Source organism: Pseudidiomarina sp., from assembly GCF_033722695.1.
In the GTDB taxonomy this organism is placed as follows: Bacteria; Pseudomonadota; Gammaproteobacteria; order Enterobacterales; family Alteromonadaceae; genus Pseudidiomarina.
Genome location: NZ_JAWVYM010000005.1, coordinates 59,433 through 76,341 on the forward strand (window position 1 = coordinate 59,433; position 16,909 = coordinate 76,341).

General features: G+C 52.0%; 16 protein-coding genes. 5 read left to right on the plus strand and 11 right to left on the minus strand.

What is annotated here, in order from left to right; genetic code table 11:
* The first annotated feature begins 28 nt into the window (after positions 1–28).
* Both R3196_RS03480 and R3196_RS03485 read left to right on the plus strand, forming a co-directional pair.
* Positions 29–400 carry a histidine triad nucleotide-binding protein gene (locus R3196_RS03480; RefSeq protein ID WP_318935258.1) on the plus strand — a complete coding sequence of 124 codons (372 nt, stop codon included), beginning with the start codon at positions 29–31 and terminating at the stop codon, positions 398–400.
* A 66-nt stretch (positions 401–466) separates the two neighbouring features.
* Positions 467–1,213 carry a sterol desaturase family protein gene (locus tag R3196_RS03485; RefSeq protein ID WP_318935259.1) on the plus strand — a complete coding sequence of 249 codons (747 nt, stop codon included), beginning with the start codon at positions 467–469 and terminating at the stop codon, positions 1,211–1,213.
* On the opposite strand, the gene R3196_RS03490 is transcribed toward R3196_RS03485, so the two are convergent.
* From R3196_RS03490 to R3196_RS03515, 6 genes are read right to left on the minus strand one after another with little or no spacing between them, the layout of a single operon-like run.
* Positions 1,182–1,817, minus strand: coding sequence for a CDP-alcohol phosphatidyltransferase family protein (locus tag R3196_RS03490; RefSeq protein WP_318935260.1), 636 nt, complete (start codon positions 1,815–1,817; stop codon positions 1,182–1,184). The genes R3196_RS03485 and R3196_RS03490 overlap by 32 nt on opposite strands.
* Complete coding sequence (locus R3196_RS03495; protein ID WP_318935261.1) at positions 1,810–2,466, minus strand: ATP-binding cassette domain-containing protein; 657 nt, start codon at positions 2,464–2,466, stop codon at positions 1,810–1,812. Before R3196_RS03495 ends, R3196_RS03490 begins: the two co-directional genes overlap by 8 nt.
* Positions 2,467–4,071, minus strand: coding sequence for a hypothetical protein (locus R3196_RS03500; RefSeq protein WP_318935262.1), 1,605 nt, complete (start codon positions 4,069–4,071; stop codon positions 2,467–2,469).
* A complete protein-coding gene (locus R3196_RS03505; RefSeq protein WP_318935263.1) occupies positions 4,068–5,135 on the minus strand; it encodes an ABC transporter substrate-binding protein in 1,068 nt (355 codons plus the stop codon). The genes R3196_RS03500 and R3196_RS03505 overlap by 4 nt, the downstream gene beginning before the upstream one ends.
* 38 nt (positions 5,136–5,173) lie before the next feature.
* On the minus strand, positions 5,174–7,339 hold the full coding sequence (locus R3196_RS03510; protein WP_318935264.1) for an FAD-dependent oxidoreductase: 2,166 nt from the start codon (positions 7,337–7,339) through the stop codon (positions 5,174–5,176).
* Between the two features lie 22 nt (positions 7,340–7,361).
* Positions 7,362–9,740: a TonB-dependent receptor gene (locus R3196_RS03515; RefSeq protein ID WP_318935265.1), complete on the minus strand. Its 2,379-nt coding sequence runs from the start codon at positions 9,738–9,740 to the stop codon at positions 7,362–7,364.
* Between the two features lie 150 nt (positions 9,741–9,890).
* On the opposite strand from R3196_RS03515, the gene R3196_RS03520 reads away from it, so the two are divergent.
* Together R3196_RS03520 and msrB are read left to right on the plus strand one after the other, a co-directional pair.
* A complete protein-coding gene (locus tag R3196_RS03520) occupies positions 9,891–10,613 on the plus strand; it encodes a DUF1499 domain-containing protein (RefSeq protein WP_318935266.1) in 723 nt (240 codons plus the stop codon).
* Positions 10,614–10,631: 18 nt separating this feature from the next.
* The gene (gene msrB / locus R3196_RS03525; protein ID WP_318935267.1) at positions 10,632–11,834 is read left to right on the plus strand and encodes a peptide-methionine (R)-S-oxide reductase MsrB; all 1,203 of its coding nucleotides are present in this window, start codon (positions 10,632–10,634) and stop codon (positions 11,832–11,834) included.
* Between the two features lie 8 nt (positions 11,835–11,842).
* On the opposite strand, the gene ggt is transcribed toward msrB, so the two are convergent.
* Complete coding sequence (gene ggt / locus R3196_RS03530; RefSeq protein ID WP_318935268.1) at positions 11,843–13,588, minus strand: gamma-glutamyltransferase; 1,746 nt, start codon at positions 13,586–13,588, stop codon at positions 11,843–11,845.
* Between the two features lie 125 nt (positions 13,589–13,713).
* Here ggt and rrtA point away from each other — a divergent pair, with 125 nt between their 5' ends.
* Entirely contained in the window at positions 13,714–14,313 is a 600-nt protein-coding gene (gene rrtA, locus R3196_RS03535) for a rhombosortase (protein WP_318935269.1), read from the plus strand.
* A 42-nt stretch (positions 14,314–14,355) separates the two neighbouring features.
* Here the strand turns inward: rrtA and R3196_RS03540 are convergent, their stop codons facing one another.
* From R3196_RS03540 to R3196_RS03555, 4 genes are all read right to left on the minus strand, one after another.
* Entirely contained in the window at positions 14,356–14,658 is a 303-nt protein-coding gene (locus tag R3196_RS03540) for a ComEA family DNA-binding protein (RefSeq protein WP_318935270.1), read from the minus strand.
* Between the two features lie 88 nt (positions 14,659–14,746).
* Positions 14,747–15,442, minus strand: a complete 696-nt coding sequence (gene pyrF / locus R3196_RS03545; RefSeq protein WP_318935271.1) for an orotidine-5'-phosphate decarboxylase — start codon at positions 15,440–15,442, stop codon at positions 14,747–14,749.
* Complete coding sequence (gene lapB, locus R3196_RS03550; protein ID WP_318935272.1) at positions 15,443–16,600, minus strand: lipopolysaccharide assembly protein LapB; 1,158 nt, start codon at positions 16,598–16,600, stop codon at positions 15,443–15,445.
* Positions 16,600–16,857, minus strand: a complete 258-nt coding sequence (locus R3196_RS03555) for a LapA family protein (protein ID WP_318935273.1) — start codon at positions 16,855–16,857, stop codon at positions 16,600–16,602. Before R3196_RS03555 ends, lapB begins: the two co-directional genes overlap by 1 nt.
* Positions 16,858–16,909: the final 52 nt, after the last annotated feature.

Sequence of the window (16,909 nt, forward strand, 5' to 3'; positions counted from 1 at the left end):
ATACATTCAGTAACTTATTGAGGTGACTATGAGTTCAGAGACAATTTTCGATAAGATTATTAACGGCGAAGTACCGGCAGATATCGTCTATGAAGACGAAATAAGTATCGCCTTTAAAGATGTCAATCCGCAGGCACCTGTTCACATCTTAGTTATCCCGAAAAAACGGATCGCCACGATCAACGACATTACCGAAGATGACCGGGAGTTAGTCGGCCATCTGTATGTGGTGGCCGGCCGTATTGCCGTCCAGCATGGCTTTGCAAAAGACGGCTACCGGACTGTAATGAACTGCAATGACGATGGCGGGCAATCGGTTTACCATATTCATCTTCACCTGCTCGCCGGAACCACCATGGGCTGGCCCCCTTTTGCCAATAATAAACCCAAGGCGGGCTAAATGGGCGTAGGCGTCGCGGCTGAAGTATGGATCCGTATCGGATGTTTCCTCGGCGTCTTACTTTTAATGTGGCTGTGGGAATGGCGCCGGCCAAAACGCAGTAACAAAATTAAACGCAGCCAACGTTGGCGCAGTAATCTGAGTCTGGTCGTAATAAACACCCTCGCACTGCGCATTTTAATCCCCGCGGGTGCCGTTGGTGCCGCGATCTGGTCAACTGAGAATGATTTTGGCTTATTACAGTGGGCAGGTTGGCCAGCCTGGTTGATTGGTATTATCGGCCTGATTGTTCTTGATGTGGCAATTTACTGGCAGCATCGACTTTTCCATACCATCCCCCTGCTCTGGCGGATTCACCGGGTTCATCATGCTGATCCTGAGTTCGATACCACCACCGGGCTGCGTTTTCATCCAATTGAAATCCTGCTTAGCATGGGCATAAAAATAGGCGTCGTTTTGCTCTTTGGTATTCCCTTGTGGGCCGTTATTACTTTTGAGGTGATACTGAACGCGACTTCACTCTTTACCCACGGCAATGTTGCACTGCCGCGCCGGCTCGAAGCGCCTTTTCGGGCGCTTATCGTTACTCAGGAAATGCACCGCATCCATCATAGCCAGCGCAAAGAAGAAACCAACAGTAATTACTGTTTTAACCTGTCGGTCTGGGATCGCTTATTTCGCAGCTATACCCGCCAATCAAAAGATGGCTCCGACGGCATTCATATTGGTCTTAAACAGTATCAGGATGTTACCGAGACAACCGGGCTCAAAGGCATGCTGACTATTCCTTTCCGGGATCCAAAGTCAGATTAGTCTGCAACGTTCGATAACCAGCCCATAGCCTCGTCAGTGCGGTCAGCCAGCACAATCCCGCAAACAGTAAAGCAGTAAACCAGAACCACTGCGGCCACAAACAGAAAATCACAAAAGCAGCAATAGTTTCGAAACCTTCGGTTAATCCGCCCATGTAATGAAGCGACTTGTTCGGATAGTTCGGGTTGACGATACCGCGCTTATTGGCCAGCACGGCAAACGCCAGAAAGGTTGCACCGGTCCCCATAAAGGTAAGCATCAGAAAGCCGGCCGCAATAGCGTTCTGCTGAATATCAGCCAGCAGGAAACCAAAGGGAACTGCAGAATAGAAAATAAAGTCCAGACTGATATCCAGGTAGCCGCCGGCATCACTGGTCTGTGTCAGTCGGGCTACCGCGCCATCCAGACCATCACTGATACGATTGATTAGGATCAGCACCAACGCCAGTTCATATTGCCCGTAAGCCAGTGCCGGCACTGCCAGAATGCCAATAAGAAAACCGGTAATAGTAACCTGATCGGCAGTAATACCAGCTTTAACTAATGGCCCGGCAGTCGCTTTTACGATGGGCCGAATAGTGCGTGACAAAATAGGATCAAGCATCACGCGCCTCCGGCCAGTAGAGTTTATTAGCATTAGCGGGAATATCATCAGGGTCATGACTGACGACTATAGTCGCAACCTGCTGCTCTGCCAGCTGCCCGTACGTCCACTCCCTGATCCGGCAGCGTAAACGCGCATCCAGTGCCGCAAAGGGCTCGTCTAATAACATGACCCTGGGTTTGTTCAGTAACGCCCGTAGCAGGCCAATACGGGCTCGCTGCCCGCCACTGAGGCTCGACACTGCCGCCTGGGCGTACTTACTCATCTGAATCGCCCGCAATTGCTCCATAATCCGCTCGGTCTGCTCTGCTATCGACAATTGCCGCTGGGCAGCCGGCAAACCAAAGCGTAAATTATCGAAAACATTCAGGTGTGGAAACAGCAGGACATCCTGAAACAAAATACCTATTTTTCGTTGCTCAACAGGCACCCCTTGGACACTGACACCGTCGACAAAAATTGAGCCGACGGTACGTACAAACTGCTGTTGTTCGCCCACCAGCCAGCGCAGCAAGGTCGATTTACCGCTACCACTTGGGCCCATAATCCCCAGCACTTCGCCGGCGTTAACCTGAATGGGTGGCAGTTCAACCCGATGATCCGGCCAGCGCATACTGATGTCACTGGTACTTAATACGGTTTTGCCCATTTATTGCTCTCCTGCCGAACTGCCGCGCTGTCCGGCTAGCCCTGTTAGCCCGATCAGAATACCGGTAGCCAGTAGCCACTGCATCAAAGCGTAGATCGCCGCCAATTGTGTATTTATACCGCTGCTCGCGGCCATCAGGTCGGTGGTGACAGTAGCCACCCGACCGCCGCCCAGAATCAGCGTCGGCACATATTGGGTAACGCTGATAAACATAGCCAATGCCAGACTCAAGTATAGTGGCCCCGCCAGCAGGGGTCTCTTGATTCGCCACCAACTGCGCCAGAAACTGTAGCCTAACGCCCGTCCGACCAATACATAGCGCTGATCAAAAGCGTGCTCTTGCGGTGCCAGAACCAGATAAGCGTAAGCTACGGAAAATGGCATATGGGACCAAATCACCCAAAGCCAGTAGCCCGCTTCAGACCCGGAGTAGTTCGTCATCTGATGCCAGCTGAGTACCAGCAGAATCTGGGGTACCAGTAATGGCAACAGCACCCAGATAGCCAGATAGCGCCAATGATATGTGCGTTTCAGTTCAAGTAAGACAGTCACCAGTAGCACGCTTAACAGGCCCACGATCAACGCAATACCAAGGGCACTGATAACCCCCGGCCAGATATATGACCATTCTTGTAGCCAGCCCTGCAGCGTCCAGTCTGCCGGCAGAATCGCCGGATAAAACCAGCCTCTACTCACTGACTGTGCGAGCAGTGCCCCAAGCGCCAGGATGCCAAATACCCGGGTCAGGACCGGCAATGCTCCGAGCCCTTTTAATAGCTTAAGCGCCAGCCTTTCTACTCTGCTAACCTGACTGGAGAGTCGCTTGCGGCTCCATTGCCCGATCAGATATTCCTGACCGATAACGACTAAACATAAAAGACCGCTGAGAGCCAGCAGCACCAGCCCGCCAGTGTAAGCCAACCGCCGTGCATCCGGGGTGAAATTAAGTTGCCACTCAAACACCTGCACGGCCAGCGTTGACGGTAGCTGCGGGGCCGCCAGTAAAGCGATGTCGATTACACTGAAGCTATACACGGCGACCACCATCAGCGGCAAGCGCAGCCGTTTCAACAATGCCGGAATCACGATCAGCCACCACGTTTTGGCTTTGCTATGTCCCTGACTCTGACCAATAATCAGCCATTTCTGATGAGGAATTTGCTGCAGCGCCCGATGGCTCATGAATAACAGAAAGGGAATTTCCTTCAACAACAGGATAAGGATGAAGGTCAGCAAATACTGCCGATCAAATAGATCTACTTCGATACCGGGCAGCAGCCGCCATAACCAGCCAGTCGGCGTAATAAGCCAAAGGATGCCGACCGTAAAGGCGAGATTTGGAATCGCAATAATGCTACGCAGGCCGCTACTAGAGATAGCATAGCTGGACACCATTACCACCAGCGTCGCAATCACCGTGACCACAATTGCCACCAGCAGTCCCTGCCAGATCATGGTACATATGCCGGGATAACTCAGTAAGGCGACAAAATTAAGTTGCCGTAGGTTCAACAATAATCCCAGCACAGCGGCAATCAGCGGCAACCCCAAGGCCAACAGGGCCAGTGCGAGCCCGCCTTTAGTTTTTAACTGAGCGACTATCATCGTTGATAGCGTTCCAGCCACTGCTGCTCAATTAACCGCAGCCAGTCAAGATGGGGCTCTGATTGTGCCGGGAATAAATCAGGTGCGTGTTTACCTGCGTTTAACCTGATAACAGGCGGATCTCCCCAGCCCATGGGATCCATTTTCTTGCGTTGCGCGGGCTCACTGAGTAAGAAATTTATTACCGCCAGTGCCTGATCCTTATGCGGACTTGCCGCCGGCACGGCCAGATAATGACTGTTGGTTATGGCCGACTGCCCGATAGTTGTAGCAACGATTGACGGCGGCAGCCGCTGTTGTCGATGTGCTACCGTTAGTTCCTGAGGATTAAAACTTACCGCCATATCAAGCTGCCCATTAGCAAGCAGTTGCTGCTGCACCACCGCTGACCCAGGGAAGTCGCGGCCTTGTCGCCACAACAGCGGGTGCAGCTGGTCCAGGTAGCGCCATAACGGCGCCAGAAGTTCCTTTGCGGTTTGCGCATCAGGGCTGGAGTAAAGGCGTTCGTCCTGATTATTGAGGCTGATTAACAAGCTTTTCAGGAAGGTAGTACCGTGAAACTCAGGTGGCTTCGGATAACTTAACCGGCCTGGGTGTTGTTGGGCATAAGACAACAGCTGCGCCGGATCGGGCTGCACCGGTAAAGTATTCTCACGCACCAACAGATGAAACTGACCCACCCCCCATGGCAATTCATAACCATCCACCGGCACACCAAAATCGGTTTGCCAGTTAAGATCAGGGTTAATCTTACTGGCATTTTCAACGCGCTCAGGGAGCTTACCTAATAATTTTCCGGCGGCTTTCAGCGCATGAAAGTTTTCACCGTTAATCCAGAGCAAATCGATAGCACTGGCGTTCCTGTCTTCGTTAAGCAAACGGGCTACGGCTTCGCTGATGTCACCGACTTTTACGTGGATCAATTCGATATTATCACGCGCTTTCAGCTCTTCAGCGGCCCACCGGAGATAATTATTTACTTCACTGGAGCCGCCCCAGGCATAAAAGTATACCGGCGCGGTTTCCTCAAATCGCTCAGCCGCCGATTGCGCTGGTATGCTCATGCTGCTTAAGATCAGCAAGCAGGCTAACAGAACAGGCACTAACCGCGACGCCATCGGTGAAACCGCTCCAGCCATTTCAGCAGACGTTCCGGCTGATTTGCCCGCCGCCAGTTGCCGGCAACAGATTTATTAGCTTCTGACATGGTCGGATAAATATGTATAGTGCCCAATATTTTTTTCAGACCCAGGCCATGCTTCATTGCCAGAATAAACTCTGCCAGCATGTCGGCAGCGTGATGGCCAACCAGGGTGGCGCCTAATATTTTATCTGAACCCGGCTTGGTCAGTACTTTCACCAGCCCTCTGGCTTGCTGATCGGCAATGGCGCGGTCAAGATCGCCGATATCATAGGTGGTTAACTCATAATCGATATCCTGATTCTTCGCTTCCTGCTCCGTTAACCCCACCGTTGCGACTTCAGGATCCGTAAAGGTCGCCCAGGGAATCACGCGGTAATCTACTTTGAATTTTTTAAAGGGATCAAATAACGCATTTACCGCTGCATACCAGGCCTGATGACTGGCGGTATGAGTGAACTGATAAGGCCCGGCAACGTCGCCGACCGCATAAATAGACGGTGAGCTGGTTTGCAGAAATTCATTGGTGCGCACCGTATTATTAACCTCAACGCCTATTTCGCTCAGACCATAACCCTCAAGATTAGCTTTACGTCCGACCGCCACCAGCAACTGGTCATATTCGAGCAGTTGCTGCTGGTCATTTTTGTTCTCAATCCGTAAACAAGCAGTACCATCATCGCTGCGCTCTACCGCAACAGCCTTCCAACCCAACATCAGCTCAATACCGTCGGCTTCAAACTGCGACCGCACAAGATCAGCCACGTCAGCGTCTTCTTTTGGTAGCACCTGCGGCTGCGCTTCGACGATAGTTACCTGGGAACCTAACCGGGCAAACGCCTGTGCCAGCTCAGCACCAACCGGGCCACCGCCCATCACGACAAATTTTTTCGGTAATTCAGTGAGTGACCAGATGGTTTCGGTCGTTAAATAATTGGCATCATCGAGGCCTTCAATCGGCGGAATAAAAGGCTTCGCTCCAGTTGCCAGAATAATATTACGGGCGGTTCGGATGGTTTTTGAGCCGTCACCCGCCGTGATTTCAACCTTCCATGGTGATACCAGATGAGCGCGCCCGATTTCAACGTTAACACCAAGCGATTGGTAACGCTCCGGTGAATCATGGGGCGCAATGCTGTTAATAACCTGATGCACTGATTTCATCACTGCGCCAAAATCAACCGCATTGGCGGTAATGGGCACGCCTTGCGCATTTAACTGTTTTGCTTTGTGCCGGCCATGAGCAATATGCAACAGCGACTTAGACGGGACACAACCGTTATTGAGACAATCGCCCCCCATTTTATGTTGCTCAACCAAAGTAACTTTTGCCTTAATTGCCGCGGCTATGTAGGCACTGATAAGGCCCCCTGAACCAGCGCCGATAACCAGTAAGTTGTCATCGAATTTTTTTGGCTTCTGCCAGTGACTAACCAGTTTGCGTTTTTTAATTAAGGTAACTAACCATTTGGCAACTAAAGGGAATATCGCCAGTAAAGCAAAGCTTATCAGTAATTCCAGTGAAAAAATGTCGCTAATTTTGTCGACCTGGGCAAGCTGTGTACCGGCATTTACGTAAACTGCCGTGCCCAATAACATACCAACCTGACTAACCCAGTAATAAGTCCACAAGCGGATACGGGTTAGCCCCATGACCAGATTAATAATCCAGAATGGAAATACCGGCACCAGACGCAATGTCAGCAAATAATATTTACCGTCCCGATCAATACCTTTATTTATTGCTTTAAGCCGCTTACTGAAGCGCTCCTCAATCCAGTCACGCAGAACATACCGGGCACTGAGAAATGCCAGCGTAGCGCCGAAACTTGAGGCAAAAGACGCAAGCAGCAAGCCCCACCACAAGCCAAACAAAGCCCCAGCCCCTAAAGTCATAACGACCGCACCGGGAACAGACAGCGCGGTAACAATCACATAGGCTATAAAATAAGCCACAAACAAGGCCAGCCAGTGTTCATTTGCCCACTGTGCCAGGGTTTCCTGATGCGCTTTTAGGCGGTCAAGTTCCAGATACTGATGGAGATCAAACCCCACAATAACAGCAGCCAGCACGGCTATAACTGCGAGGATGATTAGTTTGGTGGTTGATCCAGTGGTTTTTTTCATAATTTAGTTTGTGATCCCTTCCCTAAAAACGGTGCGTCAGTGTCACTTCAAGGTGCCGGGGAAGCTCGGGGAATACCAGAGTCGATCCAAAGTAACCGCCCTCGAACACCGGTGACCAGTTCTCCTGATCAGTCACGTTAAAAATATCCAGACGGATCCGGGTCCGTTCGTTATTCAGCTTCAACTCGGCGAAAAGGTTCAGGGTATGCTGCTCGCGAATCCGCACTTTATTCAGATAATCAAGTTTGTAGTCGCCACTGTAACTCAACTGGCCACCAACTTCCCAGACCGGCGAAAGCCGGTAGCCCAACGCCATGGCGGCTGTGTGGTCGGGCTGACCCTGCACGCGTACTGAAGAGGCCGGGAAGAAAGCAAAGTTCGGTGCGCCAACACCGGTACCCTGTACGATATCCGGGCGAGAGTTATCAAAGGCATCGTAAACCTGACGGGAATCCTGAAAACTGGCGGATTCATCGTAACGGGCGTCAAGGTAGGTATACCCCATACTTAACCACAATGCATCCTGGGTATAAAATAACTGGCTTTCGAAACCCCGGTTTTTGATACCAGAATTACTCCCGTCACGGTTGCGCAGACTTCGCGTTTGCGCAAACAGTGCCGCATCCAGATACCAGGGAGAACCGGCCGGTGCAAATTTATAGCCCAGTTCAATGGCTTCATTTTCGGTGGCGAAATTCAGTGGGTTGATTTGCTGATCAGCACCAAGCACTGTACCACCAGCCATGCTATTCGAGGTTGATTCAGTATAATTTGCACTGAGGTAGAAGGTGCTGTCAGGATTCAGGCTATAACTCAGGCTGCTCTGGGCCCCGTATAACCATTCAGAGTGGCTGTCCCGAGCCGGGGTTACACCCGCTGGTGCAATCGGGTCCCGGGCGCTGACATCATACCAGTCGGCCCGGAGACCCACCTGTAACTCCCAGTCGGCGTTCAGGGCCTGTTCGTGCTGGGCAAAGATACCGAACTGATAGCTGGTTGAGTCGGTAGTATCCGAAACATTGAAGTCACCGGCGCCATCCCCATCACGATCATACTGGCTACCCGGTGACACCCATACACCCGGGCGCAACTGAACCAGGCGCGCTTTCTGGCTCGCAGTCAGCGGAATCCGGCGATTGCTTAACGGACCTGTCAGATCCACTGGCAAATCCGCCTCAGTGGTAAACTGGCTGAACCCAAGCACGTCATTGTAGCGCAGATTAGCTCCAAACCAACTTATTTGACCCGGCGTCCATTCGCGCTGCCAGGTGCTTCGCGTTTCGAAGGTTGTAGCACCATCAATAATTTCAACAAAACTGTTCTGAGCAATCTCTTCGCGCTGCAGGTGCTGGAAATAGGCGGTCTGGATGAACTCCCAGCCATCGCCTAATTCACGCTGATAATCACCAAACAGCAGATAAGTCTGCGCGTTATTAATATCGAGCGGATCGGTATAAACCTGGCTTCGTGGAATTTTCACCAGACCGGTAGGGCTAACCACAGCGAAAGCTCCTGGTACAGTCGAGCCATTGGGCTGAACCCCTTGTCCCTGCACATATAGTCCATGATCAATCAGATCCTGGGTTGGTCGGTTAAGCCCCGCGTTATCAGTCCAGTCTACATCGTAGAATTCAGCGTGCAGGTTAAGCTCTGAGGCGCTGTCGGGTAACCAGCGCCAGGTCAGGTACAGATTATCACTGTCATAGCCTGCGTAGTCGTAGAAACTATCCTCGCGCACCACCTCGACACTTGCCCGCAAGCCTTGTTTACCACTATCAAGCACCTGGTTCACATCCAGTTGGGCGCGGTACTGGTTCCAGCGCCCGGCAGCAAGTTGTACAGTATTGTCGGTAGCCTGCAACGGTGCCTGCTTTGGCTGCAAATTGACGAACCCACCCGTGCGTTGGGTACTACCGAAAATTACCGGCGCCACGCCTCGCACCACATCAACCTGTGCCACGCTGTTAAATGAAAGCGGAATACCAAGCCCGTTATTACCGCCCTGCCGGCGCATGCCAAGCTGAAATATTTCGCCAAGCTGCCCCCGGATAGTTGGCAGGCTTGGCGCACCAAAGCCGGCGGCAGAATAAGTGTTAGGGGCGACCTTGCTGATATCATGTAAATCATTTATCGCGGCAGCTTCGAGCAGTTGCGATGAAATAGGGGTCACCGAACGTGGAATATCAGCAAGTGTCTTGTCCCCGCCAAATGCGCCCTCAACCAGGGTGCTTTTTGGGGAAATCCCGGCTGCATCCGCGCGTTTACCGGTAACTTCTATTATTTCTATGTCCTTATCCGCCGGAGCGCCTGCCGTCCCCTGCTCTTGCGCTGAGACCATATTTGCCAGCGGCACGGTTAATAGGGAAACGGCGAATATCCGTGAAGAGCTTACCCGAAACATAGACTATCCTTTATAGTGTAATTTACCGGAATTCATAACAGGTAGTTTAGCCGATCTTGCTGAATTTTTTCGATATTTCATGACTTTATTCAATTTGATCCTGTACTGCCCAACCAGCGTAATAAAATAAAACAACAACAAGGAATACTCATGTACACGAAAATCAGTTCACTTCTTATCATCGCGGGCTTTATCGCCATTCTGATGCTGGCAGGCTCCGGCCCGCTTTATCGGCTGCACGTGCTGGATCTGGGCCAGGCCTTTATGTTGATGCGCTGGGCTGCCTATGTTGGTGCTGCAACCGTGGTGCTTACTATAATCTTTATGATCTGGAAACGGCCCCGCGGTCTTATGCTTGGTTTAATGACGCTGGCGACCGTAGCCGCATTCATCAGTTTTTACCTGCCCTATTCGCAGTTACAGACTGCCCGCAGCGTGCCGCCTATCCACGACATTACAACGGACACTAATAATCCGCCGGATTTTGTAGCTATTGCCCCGCTGCGCGCCGACGCGCCCAACCCAGTCGCTTATCCGGGTGAAGAGACTGCCGAGCAGCAACGTCAGGCTTATCCTGACATCGAAACCTATACCACCGCTGCCAATCCGAACGCAGTATTTGACGCTGCCCTGGCCGTTACCAGCGAGATGGGATGGGAGCTGGTAGCCAGCGACTCAGCCGCCGGCCGTATTGAAGCAACGGCGACAACCACCTGGTTTGGCTTTAAAGATGACGTCGTCATTCGTATTCAGCAGCCCGACGGACAAACTGAGGTCGATGTGCGCAGCAAATCACGTGTTGGCCGCAGCGATGTGGGCGCAAACGCCGAGCGCATCCGTACCTTTATCAACAAGTTGGATCAACGTCTGTAAACGTGTTAAGGAGTTTTAATGATTGGTAATCCGATAACGACACGAAAATATCTCAGTTTAGTCTGGGGCGCTTTAGTTTTTGGCCTCAGCTCGCCCGCCTGGACTGCTGAATCTGCCACCGCAACTTTTGCTGGTGGCTGTTTCTGGTGTGTCGAGAAGGCCTTCGAAGAAGTACCGGGGGTCAGCGAAGCGGTATCGGGCTACGCCGGCGGTGAGGAACCTGACCCAACCTACGAGCAGGTTTCCGCAGGCAATACCGGTCACACCGAGGCGGTACAAGTTCATTATGACCCCTCAGTGGTTACTTATACGGGGCTTATTCAGGCATTCTGGCGCATGATGGACCCAACGGATAGCCAGGGTCAGTTCGTTGATCGGGGTCAGCAATATCGGCCAGCAATTTTTTATCACAATGAAAAGCAGCGTAAGATCGCCGAACATGAGAAGCAGCAACTAGCGGCTTCGGGTCGCTATAACGAGCCTGTGGTGATTGAAATAACCAGGCTCGATACCTTTTACCGCGCCGAGGACTACCACCAGGATTACTATAAAAAGAATCCGGTGCGCTACAAGGTTTATACCTTCAACTCGGGTCGCTTTCAGTATACCGAGGAAGTCTGGGGCGATGACTATGAAGTTGACTACACAAAATTTGAAAATAGCGTGCCGGAAACAAGGGCAATGGAGGACACAATGAAGGAGAGCTCGCAGAATTCATCAAGTAAGCAACATAGTTCAGAAGAAACCTGGTCTGCCAAAAAGATGGAAAACTTTGAAAAGCCTTCGGACGAAAAACTGAAAGAACAGCTGACGGAAATTCAGTATAAAGTCACCCAGAAGGATAAAACGGAACGGGCTTTTGAAAACCCCTACTACGATGAAAAGCGTCCGGGTATCTATGTCGACGTAATCAGCGGCGAACCACTTTTCTCCTCAGCGGACAAATTTGAATCGGGCACTGGCTGGCCCAGCTTCACCCAACCAATTGATAATGAGTACGTTGTTACCCGCAAGGATCGCTCCTGGTTCATGACACGCACAGAAGTTCGCAGCAACTATGCAGACTCTCATTTGGGTCATGTCTTTGAAGATGGCCCCGAGCCAACAGGCTTGCGGTACTGCATGAATTCCGCTGCGATGGAATTCATTCCATTGGAAGAAATGGAAGCCCGGGGTTACGGTGACTATATTCCCAAAGTTAATAACAAAGGCGATTCCTGAGCGCCTTTTTAATGCCCTGCCGGGACGCCTTCCCGGCGAGGATCTGCCGCACCAAACAGCCGCCCGTCCGGCAACACGCTAATACCATGTAAACCACTGTTCAGATCGCCAATCCTCACCTGATGCCCGCGAGCCTTTAGCTCATCAGCCAGCGGCACAATCAGAGTCTCTGCCTCCAGTACAGTCAGCCGGTTGGTGTTGGTTACATGCGGCAGACTTATCGCCTCCTGCATATCCAGATTCCAGTCAAGTAAGCCGATAAGTGTCTGCGCCACATAAAGAATAATATTCTGCCCGCCAGGCGATCCCAGCACATGCATTAGCTGCCCACTATCCTCGTTAAATACCATCGTTGGCGCCATCGAACTGCGGGGCCGTTTGCCCGCTTCAACCCGGTTCGCAACGGGCACGCCGTTAGCTTCGGGTACCAGTGAGAAGTCGGTCAGTTGATTATTCAGTAAAAAGCCCCGCACCATAACCGCCGAGCCGAAGCCCATTTCAATACTGGTGGTCATGGCCACAGCATTGCCGTCAGCATCAACAACTGAAAGATGGCTGGTATTGGGAAATTCCGGTGACTGATCATCGCCCTGCTCATACAAGTGCAAATACCCAGCGCTGGCTTTTCCCATATCCTTGCCATTAATAAGCGCCGCCCTGCTTGCTAAATAATCCTTATCCAGCATCTTCTCTACCGGCACCGGCACATAATCGGTATCGGCGATATAGCGGTTACGATCAGCAAAAGCCAGTCGCGCAGCTTGGGTGAAATAGTGAATGGCGTCTGTGCTGGTGGGGCTCCAGTCAGCGACCGGAAAATTCTCGAGTAATCCCAGAATCTGTAATACCGTAATACCGCCGGAGCTGGGTGGACCCATACCGCAAATCCGGTAAACCCGGTAGCCCGAACAAACGGGTTCGCGCATTACCGCGCGATAGTTGTTGAGGTCAGCTTCGCTCAGCAGGCCTGGCGTACCGCCGCTATTTTGCACTGCATTAACTATATCCCGCGCGATTGCACCGGTATAAAAGGCACTCGCACCTTGCCGGGCGACTTGTGTCAGGGTGTCGGCAAGCTCAGGATTACGCTTGATTTGCCCTGCCTGCAGCGCTTCGCCGTTCGGGTAAAAATAGTCCCGGGCCGGCGCCAGTTTGCCTAATCCCGGGTTAATTTCTAACTCCAACAAGCGTTGCAATCTCGGCGATACCTCAAAGCCCTGCTCGGATTTGGTGATGGTCGCATCAAACAGGCCGCGCCAGGGCAATTTCCCCCACCGCTGATGCGCAAGCTCAAGCCCCCGCAGTACGCCGGGGGTGCCCACTGAGCGCCCGCCAATAACGGCATCCCAGAACTTTTCCGGCGGCCTTCCCTGCTCATCAAGAAATAAATCAGGGCCCGCAGCCTGTGGCGCCTGTTCGCGCGCATCTATGGTATACAGACGTTGCTCAGCGTTATCCCAGTAAAGGATAAATGCGCCACCACCGATCCCGGATGATTGCGGCTCAGTCAGAGTCAGCATCGCCTGCACCGCGATAGCCGCGTCGATGGCGCTGCCGCCGGCTGCTAACACGGACTTACCGGCTGCGCTGGCTGCAGGTGTCGCGGCAACAACCATATAGTCATCTGTGATCAGGCCCTGTTTTTCAGTGAAGCCGGTGGCAGCTTCGGGTTGCTGAGTTTGCGCAGGCGGGAGCTCGGGGCTGCAGGCAGCTAACTGAAAGCAGAGAAGCAGCAGCAATCCGTTTAATCGCATTCTGAATTCCTTTAGTTTCGGATGTTTTATTGTTTACGTTTTACTGTTTACATGAACGAACGAATATTCCTATGATAAAGACCTCAGCAACCACCGGCAATGAATGATTCAGGGAATCCTTTACCATGCCCCAGCAGCTTCAGGTTATTATTTGTTCGGTCCTGATTATTATCATCGCGACCTGGCTACATTTTTATCAGGCTCAGGTTCCAGCCTTATACGACGATTTCGATTTTCATCGGAATCTGATCTGGCAAGAACCCTGGCGTATTCTCACCGCCCATGTGCTACACCTGAATCTGCGGCATCTGGTACTCAACAGCATCGGGCTGATCATAGTCACTATACTGTTTTTGCGGCACTTTAATGTCCGTAGCTGGCTCAATGCCGTAACGATCATCGCTGTCGGCATAAGTTTGTGGGTTTGGTTAGTCGGCTTCCCCGAGCGCTTTGTCGGCTTGTCGGGCATTATCCACGGTCTGTTTTTATGCGGCATTCTGCTGGAATGGTCCGCCAGCCGCTACCGATGGGACTGGACCCTCGCGATCGGCGCCGTTTTTATTATCAGCAAAGTCGCCTTCGAGGCCATGGGCCTGATTGCCAGTACGACGCTGCTAAGCGCCGGTGAGGATGTCTGGGTAATGCATGCTGGCGGACTTCTAGCTGCTGTATTGGCCTGGTGGCTGCATCAGCGACGACTGGCTGCGTTAACTCGGGCTGATTAGCAGTGGTGAGCAAGCGCGGCAAACTGCCGCGCCTGAAAAAAGTCAGAACGTGATCCGCTCCTTGTTTAATTCAAGTACACGTGGACCTATCCCCTTGATTTGTAACAACTGATTGATGTCGCTAAAACTTCCCAACTTGGTGCGGAGATCAATGATGGCTTCGGCGCGCTTTAGCCCGATACCGGTCAGCTTCATCGCCAGCTGCTCTGCAGACGCAGTATTCAGGTTAACCTGAGCGACCTGCTGAACGGCGGGTTCCCAAAGCGGCATCGGCTCAGCGGCAGCAGGCTGTAGTAATACCAGCGGCGATAGCATAGAGGCAAAAAGAAGTGTCTTCCGTAACATAGCATTTCTCCTGATAGAAGCTGCGAAATGCAGCACTCAGGAGTCTAGCTGTTGTTACCGGTTAAGCGTTAACTGCAGCAGCGGACTATCATGTAAGACTATGATTAATTGCCTGTAAGGCAGCCAAAGGATCATCAGCCTTCGTGATCGGACGGCCAATAACCAGCACATGTATTCCAAGCGCCTGAGCCTGTTCCGGCGTCATTATCCGTCGTTGATCACCCTGATCACTGCCAACCGGCCGGATACCAGGCGTAACCAAAACGAAGTCACGGCCAAATTCAGCTTGCAGTTGCTCTGCTTCCCAGGCCGAACATACAACCCCGTCAAGGCCACTTACCGCCGCTAACCGGGCCAGTCGCTGCACCTGGTCCGCCGGCTCGACGGCTATACCAGTCTCAGCCAGGTCATCCGCGGTCATGCTGGTCAGCACGGTAACGCCGATAAGTAAAGGCGGTTCAGGAAAATCAGCCAAGGCGACGCGCGCTGCTTCCATCATCCGCCGGCCCCCGCTGGCATGCACGTTAACCATCCAGACGCCAAGTTCAGCCGAAGCGCGAACCGCTTTTGCGACAGTGTTGGGGATATCATGAAACTTCAGATCCAGAAAAACCCTGAAGCCTTCGTCCACCAGACGTTTGACAAACTCCGGGCCCGCACTGGTAAAGAGCTCCTTGCCTACTTTGAGGCCGCACATATCAGGGCTAAGCCGGCGCACCAAGGGCCAGGCTGAAACGGCGTCAGGAAAATCCAGGGCTACAAAAATCTGTGACTTAGGCTTCATCTACTCTCCATCTAAACCAATTATCGGCTTAATTTCTCCCCAGCTTCGACAAGACGGGCAATGCCAGTAAAGCGTGCTACCGGCGAATCCACAGTGACGACAACGGTACTTAGGCCGTTGCTGCAACTGCTGCTGCACCAGTTTTTGCAACATCCTTAAGCTATCACGCGCTTTACCAACATCAGCAGCCCGGATATGGAATGCCATCAGTTGATGGAAGCCTTTCATGGTAGGGTGTTTTATTAAGGTGGTCTGAACAAACTTCTCTGCGGCTTCGATGCCGTTTTCACGGGCGATTAATTCTGACAGTAACACTGCGGCGCTGGTGGACTGGCTTGTCTTCACACAATCATGCAGGAAATGAATCAGGCCAGCTTCATCATCAAGAGCCTCAAAACAAGCTTTAATCAGGGGTAATGCTTCAGCGATAAAAGCCGGATCGTCGTTCAGAATGCCAGCCAGAATATGCTGGGCTTTACGATAGTGCCCCTGATTAAACCACAGCCGACCTAAAGCCAGGGCTGCTCTGGCACAGCCCGGATCATGCTTGCGAGCTTTGCTGTAATATTTTCCGGCCAGTTCGGGGTTTTCCTGCTTTTCTGCTAGTTCGCAGTAGAGCTGTGCAACGACGCGCTCTGCTGAGCTATCGGTACGGGTCAGTTTTAGCGCAACCTTAATGGCTTTATCCCATTCATGGGTGGCTTCATAAAGTTCGAGTAAATGACGCTGACAGGCTTCTCTGAAGGCTTTGTCCTGTTGCAACGCCAGCAACATATCTTCGGCCCGGTCGTAGATGCCCGCGGCCAGATAATCGAGGCCGAGCTCGAACATCGCTTCGCGACGTTCCTGCTCGGAAATATTAGGCCGTGAGGTCAGATTTTGATGCACTTTGATCGCGCGATCAACTTCACCCCGGCGGCGGAACAGCTTGCCAAGGGCCCAGTGGGTTTCAAGGGTATCGGAGTCAACATCAAGGAGTTCGATAAACAGATCGACCGCTTTATCTGGCTGATCGGACAATAGTAAATTGAGCCCGGTGACATACTGCCGGGAGAACTGTTCCTGCTCGCGGCGCCCTTCATTACGCACACTGTTACGCCCCATGAACCAGCCATAAGCGGCAGCAACTGGTAGCAACAGAAACAAAAGTTCAAGCATTAGTTCTGGCTCGTGTTTATCACTTGTTTACGTAGTTTACGGTTCTCGCTGCGCAGCAGGACCTGCCGCCCGGCCATACTCAGCAAGCCAATAATAAAGCCGATCAATAAAAAGCCCGCGGCAATGGCAGCGACTGGCAAGCTGGCGTCAGCAACAAAAAGATCAATAATGACAACCTGCTTATTCAGTGCCCCGAAAAACACTGCAATAAGGAATAAAATTAATAACGGCAGACTGACAAAAACAAATCGGATCATAGTGTTTCCTGTCTGACACTCATAAAAAAACGGCATGCCATAATATAGCATG